Here is a 12486-nt window from a genome sequence, read left to right on the forward strand (position 1 = left end):
TTTTACAACTACTCGTAACTTCGAATTAACTTTACTTAAAATTGAATTAAGCAACCCAAATTAAATTCATGAAGTGAATTTGATTATTAATAATATTGCGTAAAAACTCTTTCATTAGCCAAATTCGCCCCACATCCATTCATACCGCAAATAGTATCGTTAAGTATTCAATTTGACCTACCCAGGTTATCGGGTGATAAAATAAACACTAAAGGATAATTTTACTCTGGCCATTTCATCATTGCCTGTATCGCTATCTGCATATATTTAGTACGCAAGGAAAATATTAATCAAAGATGAACCCTATGCAAAAGAAAAAACTTATTTCTATCGCTATAGCTCTCGCGATGCAAAGTTATTACATTCCGGCCATCGCCGCAGAGAATAACGATGATGAAAAAGAATGTCCCAGTAATATCTCCTCCCTGCCTAAAGAAAAGCGCGAAAAACTCTCACCGGCCTGCCTTGCTACATTATCTGAAAAAGATAATCACTGGGGCTGGGTTGCTGGCGGCGTTGCTGCGTTGGCCGCGGGCGTGGCTATTGGCGTTGAAAATAACAGTGGCGGAGATTCCACTCATTCTTATATGCCCCCTACGCCCGACAATGGCGGCGACGTAACCCCGCCCGACGATGGCGGCGATGATGATGTGATCCCGCCCGACGATGGCGGCGATGACAATGTAACCCCGCCTGACGATGGCGGCGATGACGATGTGACCCCGCCTGACGATGGCGGCGATGACGATGTGACCCCGCCCGATGATGGCGGCGATGACGATGTGACCCCGCCTGATGACGACGACACGCCCCCAGATAACTCTGTTACTACCTTCAGCAACGGCGTCACCATCGATAAAGGCAAAGACACCCTGGCCTTCGATAGCTTCAAACTGGATAGCGGCAGCGTTCTCGAGGGTGCCGTGTGGAATTATTCAGAACAGAACAACCAGTGGCAGCTCACCACCCTGGACGGCAAAACGCTGAACGTCTCCGGCTGGGACGTGACCGACGCCAATGCCGCCGTGATTGAAGGCACCCAGGAAAACGGTCTCTACTGGAAGTACGACAGCCGTGGCTATCTGATTATTGCCGACGATAAAACCACGGTTATCAGCGGCGACGACGAATCGCATTCTACCGATCGCGGCATGGATATCAGCGGCCAGGGCAGTACCGGCGCGATTATTTCCGGCGATAGAACCGTCAACACGCTCACCGGGGACTCCAGCGTGACCGACGGTGCCACCGGTATGGTTATCTCCGGAGACGGCACCACCAACACCATTTCGGGCCACTCAACGGTGGACAACGCCACCGGCGCGCTGATTTCCGGCAACGGCACCAGCACCGATTTCTCCGGCGACATTGCCGTAAGCGGCGGCGGCACCGCCATCATCATCGATGGCGACAACGCCACGATTAAGAATACCGGTACCTCTAACATCAGCGGAGCAGGCTCCACCGGTACCGTCATTGACGGCAATAACGCCCGCGTCAACAACGACGGTGATATGACCATCACCGACGGCGGCACCGGCGGCCACATTACCGGCGACAACGTGGTTATCGATAACGCCGGGAGCACCACCGTCAGCGGCGCGGACTCCACGGCGCTGTATATCGACGGCAACAACGCGCTTATTATCAACGAAGGTAATCAGACTATCTCCGGCGGCGCCATCGGTACGCAAATTGACGGCGACGGTGCCCGTATCGCCAATACCGGCGATATCGCGGTGGATGGCGCAGGCTCTGCCGCCGTAGTTATCAATGGCGATAACGGCAGCCTGACCCAGGCGGGCGATCTGCTGGTCACCGACGGCGCGATGGGCATCATCACCTACGGCACCGGAAATGAAGCAAAAAATACCGGCAATGCCACCGTCCGCGATCAGGACTCCATAGGTTTTGTGGTTGCAGGCGAAAAAAACACTTTCAAAAACAAAGGGGATATTGACGTCAGCCTTAACGGCACCGGCGCGCTGGTAAGCGGCGATATGTCGCAGGTTACGCTGGATGGCGATATTAACGTTGTCTCAGTCCAGGATAGCGAAGGCGTATTTAGCTCAGCGACAGGCGTGAGCGTGAGCGGCGACAGCAACGCCGTTGATATCACCGGCAACGTAAATATCAGCGCCGACTACGGGCAGGATGATCTGGCTGCCGGGGATCCCCCGTTAACCGGCGTTGTTGTCAGCGGTAATGACAATAACGTTACCCTTAATGGCGCGCTGAATATTGATGACAACGATCTGTCCGCCACCAGCGGGCAGTACCTGGACGTTGTTGGCCTGAGCGTAACAGGTGATGATAACGACGTTGAGATTGGCGGCGGTATTAATATCACCCACAGCGAGGATCCACTTGATAGAACCTCTGCCGACATTACCGGCATCAGCGTCAGCGGTAACAGTACCGTTACGCTAAACGGTCATTCTACCATTGATACCAACACGATAGTGGGTGGTCACGTTGTACTGGCGCGGGTCAACAATGGCGGCTCCCTGATTCTGGGTGATGACTCAGTTGTTGACGTTAATGTCAGTTATATACCCACAAACCTTTTCACCTACAACGCGTTGCTGATGGCTGATGGCGAAGGCACATCAATTGAAAATAAAGGCGATATTACAAGCCATGGCGTATATTCCGTCATTCGCGCAGATAACGGCGCGGAAGTCCGCAACAGCGGAGATATTCTTGTCTACGCGACCAATAGCAACAGCAGTGAGGATCGTGCAACCATCACAAGGGCTAGTGGCGAGGGATCGGCTGTTCATAACAAAGCCGACGGCGATATCACCATCATTTCTGACCAGACGCCGCAGGGCAGTGGCGGTGATGGCGCATATCCACTGAAATGGTACACCCACACCTTTTACGCCATGTTGGCTACGGATTATGGCGATGTCGTTAATGATAAGGATGCCACTATCCATTTGCAGGGCGCGGGTGTATATGGCGTAACTGCCAGCAGAGGAACAGCGTCAAACGCAGGCGATATCTATCTGGACGGCTTGGTCCCGACGCTGGACGATGAAAATAACATCACCAGCACCAGCTACTGGCAGCCGTCATCGCTCTATCTCACCAGCTCAGGAATGGTGGCGGGTTCCACCGATGCCGATGGCGACGCCACCGCCATCAACACCGGCACCATTACCGTCAACAACGCCGGGTTCGGTATGATGGCGCTCAACGGTGGCACCGCGATTAACCAGGGTATGATCACCCTGACCGCCGATGCAGGCGTTGAAGGCCAGGCAAACGAGTTGGTCGGCATGGCGGCGCTCAACGGCGGCGTCGTCATCAATGACACTACCGGCGTGATTAACATCGACGCCGATTACGGCCAGGCGTTTCTGAGCGACAGTTCCAGCTACATCATCAATAACGGCTCCATCAACCTTAACGGCAGCCCGATGGATGACGCTGATTCCCATATGGGCGACGCACCAACGGATAAAATCTGGATTCAGTCCCTGCCTGGCAGCGGCGACAGCGACACCCAGACTTCTGACGCGGGTTTCTTCACCAATGGTACGCTGGCAAACTACGGTACTGAAACCCTGAACGGTGATGTGGACGTTAGCGGGGGCTGGTTGTACAACGAGGCTGGCGCTTCACTTACCGTCAACGGCACCCTGACGATTAACGGCGGGGCTAACGCGCTGGCCAACTACGGGACGCTGGACGCAGATGCTATTTCCACCTGGCACAGCCTCTTCAATGAAGAGGGCGGCAGCATCACCACTGATCTGTTAACCCTTAACGGCGACGTTACTTTCTACAATGACGGTGATTTTACCGGCTCCATCGTGGGCGGCAGCTACCAGCAAGAAATCGTCAACACCGGCGATATGACGGTGGCGGAAGATGGCAAATCGCTGGTCAGTGGCAGCTTCTACTTCTATAACCAGCAGGGCGCAACGCTTGCCAACAGCGGAAGCGCGGTGGAAGGCGGCGAGAACACCATTATCAACCTGACACGCGCCAATGATTCGCTGACCCAGGTGAACAGCGGCACCATCACCGCCACTAACGGTTACAGCGCCATCACCACGGTCAACGGCAGCAATGACCCCAAATGGATCTGGAACACCGAAACCGGCGTGATCAACGGTATTAACCCGGATGCGCCGCTGATTAACCTGGGCCGCGGCTATAACTTTGGCAACCAGGGCACTATCAACGTGCAGGGCGATAACGCCGTGGCGATTAGCGGCGGCACCAGCAGCTATGTAATCAACCTGGTCAACAGCGGCACCATCAACGTCGGTACTGAGCAGGGCAAGGAGGACGGCACCAACGGCACCGGGCTTATCGGTATCAAAGGCAACGGTAAAGCCACCACTATTAACAACGCCGCAGACGGCGTGATCAACGTTTACGCCGATGACTCGTATGCGTTTGGCGGCCAGACCAAAGCCATCATTAACAACGGTGAAATCAACCTGCTGTGCGACAGCGGCTGCGACATCTACGCACCGGGCACCACCGGTACGCTGGATGACCACAACGGTACGGCAGACATCGTTATCCCAGATGCGGCTACCGCCCCAACCGAGGGCAGCATCCCCACGCCGCCAGCGGATCCAAACGCGCCGCAGCAGCTCTCCAACTATATTGTCGGCACCAACGCCGATGGCAGTTCCGGTACGCTGAAAGCCAATAATCTGGTGATTGGTGACAACGTGAAGGTGGATACCGGTTTTACCAGCGGCACGGCGGAGACCACCGTGGTGGTGGATAACGCCTTCACCGGCAGCAATATCCAGGGTGCGGACAACATCACATCCACCAGCGTAGTGTGGAACGCCCAGGGTAGCCAGGACAGCGACGGCAACGTTGACGTCACCATGACCAAAAACGCCTATGCCGACGTGGCCACCGACGCCAGCGTTTCTGGCGTGGCGAGTGCGCTGGACGCTGGTTACACCAACAACGAGCTGTACACCAGCCTTAACGTAAGCACCACTGCTGAGCTGAACAGCGCGCTGAAACAGGTAAGCGGCAGTCAGGCCACCACGGTATTCCGTGAAGCGCGTGTACTCAGCAACCGCTTTACCATGCTGGCCGACGCTGCGCCGCAGATCAAAGATGGTTTAGCGTTCAACGTCGTAGCGAAAGGCGACCCACGCGCTGAGCTGGGCAACGATACCCAGTACGACATGCTGGCATTACGCCAGACGTTGGATCTTACCGCCAGCCAGAATCTGACGCTGGAGTACGGTATTGCGCGTCTGAATGGCGACGGTTCGAAAACCGCGGGCGATAACGGCCTGACCGGCGGCTACAGTCAGTTCTTTGGTCTGAAGCACAGCATGGCGTTTGATGAAGGTCTGGCGTGGAACAACAGCCTGCGTTATGACGTGCACAACCTCGACAGCAGCCGTTCTGTCTCATATGGCGACACCAACAAGGTGGCGGATTCCGACGCACGTCAGCAGTATCTTGAGCTTCGCAGCGAAGGAGCGAAAACTTTCACCATGATGGGCGATGCGCTGAAAGTCACGCCGTATGCCGGGGTGAAATTCCGTCACACCATGGAAGATGGTTACAAAGAGCGCAGTGCAGGAGATTTTAACCTGTCGATGAACGCTGGCAGCGAAACCGCTGTAGATTCCATTGTCGGCCTGAAGCTGGATTACGTTGGGAAAAACGGCTGGGGTGCCACCGCCACGCTGGAAGGCGGCCCGAACCTGAGCTACAGCAAGAGCCAGCGTACAGCGTCATTACAGGGTGCGGCGGGTCAATCGTTCGGCGTGGATGACGGTCAAAAAGGCGGCGGCGTTAATGGTCTGGCAACCATCGGCGTGAAATACAGCACCAAAGACGCCAGCCTGAATCTGGATGCTTACCAGTGGAAAGAGGACAACATCAGCGATAAAGGCTTTATGTTAAATTTCAGAAAAACATTCCGCTAATAAATTAAATCGGCAGCCTGGTATTACTTATTAATACCAGGCTGTTTTAATTTAAAAACAATTCACTAACCATATGTTTTATATAAAAATTACCAAGTCCTTTTCTGGACTACTTAAGTTTTATGTTAGTTGATATCCTAACCGCCGAGAAATGGATTTCATCCATTTTAAAATAGATATCTAACAAGGATTTTTAACATGTTTAAATTTGCAAAAATCACCATTGTCGCTGGGGTTCTGGCTACACTGACCGCATGTACTGGTCATATCGAAAACAAAAAAAATAACTGCAGCTACGATTATTTCCTGCATCCGGCAATTTCAATTTCTAAAATTATTGGTGGCTGTGGCCCGGCTGCAGATCAGTAATAGACGTTATTGCGCAGATACAAAAAAACCGGGTATTTCCCGGTTTTTTGCATTTTCAGATTCTATGCTCATTCATATGCTATCGCATTCACGCTCTCACGCAAAATACGTAGTACGGTCTCTTCTCCACTCCGGTTTGGATTAATACGAATCGCATAATCGCCCAGCGACGGATTTGCTTCGCGAAACGTCCCGGAAAGACGATAAAACAGAGGAGGGATCTCATATTTCGACTCTGCCCCCACCGGATACGGTAATGCGCCTTTCTCTTGCGCCGCTTCCAGTACGCGGGCGGCAATCGGCTGATGAAACTCAACAATTAGCACCTTCGACTGGGCATTGGCAATAACCGCCTTTTTAACCTCAGGTATCACGCCGCTATTGAGTAGCGTCAGCAATCGTTCTGAAACGCCAGCCTGTACCGCATGCATCACCGGAGCAAAAACCAAACCACGAAGCACCTCCAGGGCCTGCGCCCCCTGAATTTGGCTGCCGCCGGAATAGAGAGTCGCACGGATTCTGGCGATAACCTCCGCCTTGCCGATAACCGCCCCAACTCCCTCCGGGCCAAAGAGCTTGAAGCAGGAAAATGTAGACAGCGTCGCCCCATGTTCACAGCCGATACCGTCTACCTTCATGACGGCGTAGTTATCATCGGTTAACGTCGGTACGCCGCAGCGCGCAATCTCCGCCAGTACCTCGGTTAAAATGTAACGATCCTGCGGCTGCTGACGCGTATGTTGCACCAGCGCGGCATCCGGGCGATGCTGCGTAATAACCCGCGTGATTTCCGGGAGGCAGTTGAAATCTGCCCTGACCAGAGTAATGCCCATCTGCTCGATGAGTACCTGTGTTGTGGGGTAAACGGGCGCATCATGAACCAGCAGTCGCTGGCCGGGTTTGAGCAGCGCCGCCAGTCCGGCGCGTATCGCACCGGTACCAGCCCCCTGAACCAACACGCCGGCCTCAGCATGAAATGCCTCGGCCAGCACTTTTTCCACACGCTGCGTCACCCGAGGCTGATTCAGCCCCGGCACCAGTCCCAAGTCACCTCCGGTCAGAAAATCAGCGCCGGGAAAGTGACGGCACAGCGTATCCACCAGCGCAAACTGCTTCTGCTGCGCTTGTGCGAGCGTCAGGCTTTGCAGAGGGAATGTTTTCATTTTTTACGCCTCCTCAAGCCGGAACAAACAGACCAAACCAGTAGAGAATATTCAGCACAATACCGGTGATCATCACCGCCACGACCGGGGCCGCCATCTTCTGAACCGGACGCCCTATCGATTCGTTGAGGAAGTAAATCGCCACCGCAATCGAGAAGCCGGTGTAGCCCGCCATCTTGATAGCGGCAAAAATCGAGCCGACCAACAGCGCCATTTCCATCAGCATATTCATGGCATTACGAATATTGTCCGACGCGTTACGCACTGACGGATACCGTCCCAGCCATTTGCCAATCGAACGCAGCAGCAGCACTTCCGCTGAAATCACGATAGCGCCAAGGATTGCCGCAATCCACGGGTTCGGCGCCAGGTAGCCAACGGAATAGACGAACGTGAAGCCAGCTACCGCATAAACACCCGTCGCCAGCGCGGTTGTCGCAATCATTGGCACAAAACCCAGCCCGCGCATAAATTCCGCCAATGCCGCTTGGTTAACCAGTGTCTGCGATTGCTCCGGCGTAATTCCCGCCGAGTAAGCTTTTTCCAGCGTAAAAATCGAAACTTCACTGCCGGCGAAAATCTTCATACTGGCGACGGCGGCAATCAACGCGCCGACAATGGCGATGTACGGCAGGTTTTTAATAATCCGCGAAGTTCTCTCTTCAAAGACCGATAACCCGCTGGCATCTATCTCGTCATCACCACGATGGCGAATATCATGCGTAATGGCGATGGCCAACAGCATCATCATCCCGACGAAGATCTCAATGGATTCCGGGTTCAGATGCGGGAAGTAACGCACGACCACCACACGGGTCATCAGTACCACTACCGCGGCGACAATGCTGTGCTTCCAGCCAAACTGGTAAAAAATCGCCACCAGCGGGAAGAGTGCGAATGCAGAAACCACCGGAGAACTCAGCTCACCGAGGCTACCCAGCACATCAACCGGCAACGCCGTGAGCAGATGGTTTACCGGCAGCAGGCAGGTCAGAATCAATACGCCCCAGATAGCGCCCAGACCGAACGCCAGCAGGCTGTTCATCGCCAGCACACCGAGAATGTCCGTTGGCAGGAACAGCAGCCAGGCGTTAAGCAAACCTGTTTTTAGGGTAAAAGAGATCCCCACCGACGCCACAAAACCGATACTCAGACCAAACGCGATACTTCCCGCCTCGCGGCGGTTCATGTATCCCTCGATCAGCTGCGGCAGAATCGGACGGATACCGTCATGAAAGACAGCCGCCGAGCGATGCGCCAGAAGTGACGTCATGCCGGTCAGGCAGGCCACCAGCACAATCTGAATGTACAGATCCATAGTCATGCCTTTTATTTCAGATGGTTAACCAGCATCGGTATCGCATGTTCAACATGTTCGACGGAGAGGCCAAAAGCCACTTTCCCTTCCGCAACCATTTTTGCGATATGTTCGTCTTTCGCCTTAATACCCGGCCTGGCGATAGTGCAGCTTTTGTTGTAGCCAATCACCGCAATGGCAATCGACAGCGCTGCGCCCGCGCCGGTGTTACAAGCGCCGATGTAGTAATCCAGTTGTCCGGATTTCACCTTCATCGCCGCTTCCATATCGTTATGAATGGATACCTCAAAGCAGCCAGGAGCGGCGGTTTCGATGGTCTTTTTAATCTGCTCACGTTGTAAGCCAGCAACGCCAATTTTTTTCATGATTCTGTCCTTATTGGAAAAATTGTGAGGGGTTATCACGTAACATCGTGTCCACATCGGCCTGGCTGAATCCTGACTGGCGCAACTGTGGGATAAAAGTGGTTAACAGATAGTCATAGCCATTGCCGCCATTGGCTTTTAAATGCGAGCGGCGAGTAATGTCCATAGAGAGCATCACGCGATTTAGCAGCCCACGATTGCGTAGCGCGTGCAGCATGCCAATGCGTTTCTCATCCGGGTAATAGCTGTTTTTACCGATGGTATCGAACTGCACATACGCGCCGAGATCGATCATGCGTAAAATATTGTCGAGGTTATCTTTCAGGTCGCAGTGACCAACGGTTACGCGAGAAAGGTCAACGCCGTACGTCCTCAGCAGGGTCAGTTGTTCCAGTCCCATGGTGCTAAAAGAGGTATGGGTCGAAATGGGGCGTCCGGTTTCGTTATGCGCGCGTGCTGCGGCGATAAAAACCTTCTCTTCAAGCGGCGTAATCACTCCTTCACTGGAGCCGATTTCCGCGATAATTCCAGCCTGCAACTCAGTGCCATCGATACCGATGATAATCTCATCGATCATCTCTTGCGCGAGCTGTTCCACGCTACGTGTCGCAACATGCTCGGGGAAAAAAGCATCCTGATAATAGCCTGTGCAGGCCATCACGTTGATGCCGGTATCGCGCATCAGGTCGAGCATGAATTGCGGATTACGCCCCATATAGCGGTTGGTCATCTCAATAATGTTGCTGACACCTAACGCCCGGAGATCCTTCATCTCCTGGCAAATGAGGTCGTACTGATCTAACCGGCAATCGAGGTTATTCTTGAACCCGGAGAGATCGATATGCAGATGTTCGTGAACCCAGGTGTAACCCATCGGATCAAAACTCATAAGATGTCCTCTTTAAGCCGTAATGCCGAAAGAAAAGAGCTGCCGTTTTGTGGTAACGACGCGCCGAAAAATTCGCACACCGTAGCGCCAACATCGGATAACGTCGCCCTAATACCTAATTTTGCTGGCTCCAGCCCCTGCCGATACACCAGAACCGGTACAACCTCTCGGGTATGATGACTGTGCCCAATGGTCGGATCGTTGCCGTGATCGGCCATGACCACCAGACAATCATTTGGATCCATAGCGGCCAGAAGGCGCGAAAGATTAAGGTCAACAACCTGCAACCGTTCGGCATAACGCGCCGTGTCTTCAGCGTGTCCGGCAAGATCGGTTTCCTGAATGTTGGTACAGATAAATACCGTCGGCTCCGCGTTAAATTCGTTAAGGGTGATATCCATGATCTGCTGGCTATCCACCAGGTTTTGCCAGCTGCGCCCGTGCGGATTGCCAACGATATCCGCCACCTTACCGACCAGTACGGTAGGGATTCCGGCTTCATGAAGTTTTTGCGGAACCTGCACCTGCTCATCTACGCCGTAACCCATATGCCGGACCTGAAAACCGTTGTCATAAGCGCCGGAGCGTGGGGCGCTTATACCGATAAAGCGTCCTTCTTTGGTCTCAGCGGCATCCAGAATGCGCTGACTGTCCGTAAGCAGCCCACCAAACGCGATCACGCGCCCAACCTGTACCTGCTCACGTACCACGCGGCCAATTTTCAACACCTCATCAAACGGCATAACAGCAAGATTGGCGGTAACGTTATAGACCTGTCCTAAATCCGCTTCGAGGTTATCCCCTACCGCCACCGCGTCGTTAATCCACAGAAACGACAGGTCGCTACCACGCCTTTCCACCTGCCAGCCTGCGGCTTTCAACGCTTGCTCAACACCATCGATGACGTCGTTAAACGGCATCCGCAACGGCGCCTGAGGACGCGTACCCAGGATCTCCTGATGACCCATAAAGGTATCGCCGCCTTCATGCTGCAACTGTGCAACGCCCCAGACTGCCGATGCTGAAGGTTTCATCACCCCCGGCGCAAAGCCCAGGGCGTTAATCAGTCCCAACTTTTCCAGCGTTGGCAGCTGTAGCTGCGGGAACTCGCTCAGGATATGACCACAGGTATTCGCTCCGGCATCCTGCGGCCTGACCAGCGTGACGTCTTTCATTGCGCCAACGCCAAAGCTATCAATAACCAACACCACGAATCGGGCCATTAGTCCTCCAGAATATTGCCAAGACTGTCGTAGCGGGCGACGATTTCAGCCGCGTTACGCTGAATACCGGACACCAGCACGACGTCGCTACGCGTCACGAAGATCTGTGTGCGAAAACAGAAGATCACCGCGCTGCTCACCGGAAACTCACCGGCCACAGGCAGGTAGTAGTCAATGCTGCTGTCATCCACGGGTTTCAGCGTTGCGGCGATCGGCGCGTCGCTTTCTGGCGTAAAGACCAGCGCGTTTTGCGCATGGCCGCGACGGTAATACCCCCCGCCGTAGCAATAACTGTCTCCACGAAAATTGTGCGAAACCTCGCTCAACCACAGCATCGCGATGCGTTCCGGCTGGTCGCCTTTTTGGTTGGAAGGGATAGTGCCGGTCAACGCATGGCCCGGCTCGGCGTGGGTGACGCCATATTCCGCCAACAGGGGTAACGACGTGCAACTACTGGCTGACGGCGCATTAAGTTGCTCAATGGCAATTCCGGCTTCCGCCAACTGGTGTCGGGCACTCACCAGGGTATGCAGGTTAGGTGTCGGCACCGTCTGCGCTGTTTTTTCATCCCATAGCAGGCAGGGAAAATGGGTTAACCCGCTCAGGCGCAGACCCGGCAGTCTGCGGATTTCATTGACCACATCCGTCAGATACGCCAACGGAAAACCACTTTCCTGCCCCGGATAGAGAAAATCATCCTTGTCATACACCTTCAACATCACGTTCTGTTCACAGCCGGCTTTCACCGCGGCAGCCGAGACTTCGCGCGCTTTTTCTAACGAGAACAGCGTGATAACCTCGGTCCCCTGCGCCACAGCCTCATTGACCAGTCGCGACGGGATCTGCACCAGATGTCCCTGATGCGCAACCGGTAACCCGGCACGGCGCATAACGCGACTCTCTTTGTAATCCACAACCACAATGCCTTCATAGCCAAGCTGCAACAGCTTGTCCGCCAGCCAGGGGTTGCGTCCAACCTGTTTGGTCATCAGATACAGCGAAATGCCATGTTGCCTGGCGACATCCAGCAGGCGTTTGCCATTCTCAATAACCTGGTCAACATCAATGACCCAACTGTCAGGTGCGATTTTTCCCTGCTGCCATAACGCGATAGCGGCCGAGATCAGCGCGGGGTTCTGGCGTTTCAATGCCTCTATAAACATTTCTCTGCCTCGTTTCTAATCCTTCAGTTAAATATTCATTTTTTTGAATATTTAGGGTGCGCTAAG

General features: G+C 53.9%; 8 protein-coding genes. 2 read left to right on the forward strand and 6 right to left on the reverse strand.

Features of this window, described 5'->3' with window-relative positions:
* Positions 1–305 precede the first annotated feature (305 nt).
* Positions 306–5930 (forward strand): autotransporter adhesin BigA, encoded by a 5625-nt coding sequence (gene bigA / locus FDW96_RS13120; RefSeq protein WP_137365803.1) that lies wholly within the window; start codon positions 306–308, stop codon positions 5928–5930.
* Between the two features lie 198 nt (positions 5931–6128).
* The gene (locus FDW96_RS13125; RefSeq protein WP_042311973.1) at positions 6129–6299 is read left to right on the forward strand and encodes a YhfL family protein; all 171 of its coding nucleotides are present in this window, start codon (positions 6129–6131) and stop codon (positions 6297–6299) included.
* A 68-nt stretch (positions 6300–6367) separates the two neighbouring features.
* Here FDW96_RS13125 and FDW96_RS13130 read toward each other — a convergent pair whose 3' ends face one another.
* Genes FDW96_RS13130 through FDW96_RS13155 form a run of 6 tightly spaced genes read right to left on the reverse strand, consistent with a single transcriptional unit; the run spans position 6368 to position 12420 of the window.
* Positions 6368–7462, reverse strand: a complete 1095-nt coding sequence (locus FDW96_RS13130) for an aminotransferase class I/II-fold pyridoxal phosphate-dependent enzyme (RefSeq protein WP_137365804.1) — start codon at positions 7460–7462, stop codon at positions 6368–6370.
* 13 nt (positions 7463–7475) lie between these two features.
* Positions 7476–8780 carry a YhfT family protein gene (locus tag FDW96_RS13135; RefSeq protein WP_042311968.1) on the reverse strand — a complete coding sequence of 435 codons (1305 nt, stop codon included), beginning with the start codon at positions 8778–8780 and terminating at the stop codon, positions 7476–7478.
* 11 nt (positions 8781–8791) lie between these two features.
* A complete protein-coding gene (locus tag FDW96_RS13140; RefSeq protein WP_047408212.1) occupies positions 8792–9145 on the reverse strand; it encodes a DUF2620 domain-containing protein in 354 nt (117 codons plus the stop codon).
* A 10-nt stretch (positions 9146–9155) separates the two neighbouring features.
* On the reverse strand, positions 9156–10034 hold the full coding sequence (locus FDW96_RS13145; RefSeq protein ID WP_137365805.1) for a phosphotriesterase-related protein: 879 nt from the start codon (positions 10032–10034) through the stop codon (positions 9156–9158).
* Complete coding sequence (locus FDW96_RS13150) at positions 10031–11257, reverse strand: phosphopentomutase (protein WP_042311961.1); 1227 nt, start codon at positions 11255–11257, stop codon at positions 10031–10033. The genes FDW96_RS13145 and FDW96_RS13150 overlap by 4 nt, the downstream gene beginning before the upstream one ends.
* Positions 11257–12420 (reverse strand): YhfX family PLP-dependent enzyme, encoded by a 1164-nt coding sequence (locus FDW96_RS13155; RefSeq protein WP_061381008.1) that lies wholly within the window; start codon positions 12418–12420, stop codon positions 11257–11259. Before FDW96_RS13155 ends, FDW96_RS13150 begins: the two co-directional genes overlap by 1 nt.
* Between the last annotated feature and the right edge of the window lie 66 nt (positions 12421–12486).

The organism is Citrobacter sp. TBCS-15, assembly GCF_005280815.1.
GTDB classification, from domain to species: Bacteria; Pseudomonadota; Gammaproteobacteria; order Enterobacterales; family Enterobacteriaceae; genus Citrobacter; species Citrobacter werkmanii.

What these genes read in the sequence shown, in the direction of transcription:
- bigA (WP_137365803.1), top strand. Translation starts at nt 306, where the DNA reads ATGCAAAAGAAAAAACTTATTTCTATCGCTATAGCTCTCGCGATGCAA.
- FDW96_RS13125 (WP_042311973.1), top strand. Translation starts at nt 6,129, where the DNA reads ATGTTTAAATTTGCAAAAATCACCATTGTCGCTGGGGTTCTGGCTACA.
- FDW96_RS13130 (WP_137365804.1), bottom strand. Translation starts at nt 7,462, where the DNA reads ATGAAAACATTCCCTCTGCAAAGCCTGACGCTCGCACAAGCGCAGCAG.
- FDW96_RS13135 (WP_042311968.1), bottom strand. Translation starts at nt 8,780, where the DNA reads ATGGATCTGTACATTCAGATTGTGCTGGTGGCCTGCCTGACCGGCATG.
- FDW96_RS13140 (WP_047408212.1), bottom strand. Translation starts at nt 9,145, where the DNA reads ATGAAAAAAATTGGCGTTGCTGGCTTACAACGTGAGCAGATTAAAAAG.
- FDW96_RS13145 (WP_137365805.1), bottom strand. Translation starts at nt 10,034, where the DNA reads ATGAGTTTTGATCCGATGGGTTACACCTGGGTTCACGAACATCTGCAT.
- FDW96_RS13150 (WP_042311961.1), bottom strand. Translation starts at nt 11,257, where the DNA reads ATGGCCCGATTCGTGGTGTTGGTTATTGATAGCTTTGGCGTTGGCGCA.
- FDW96_RS13155 (WP_061381008.1), bottom strand. Translation starts at nt 12,420, where the DNA reads ATGTTTATAGAGGCATTGAAACGCCAGAACCCCGCGCTGATCTCGGCC.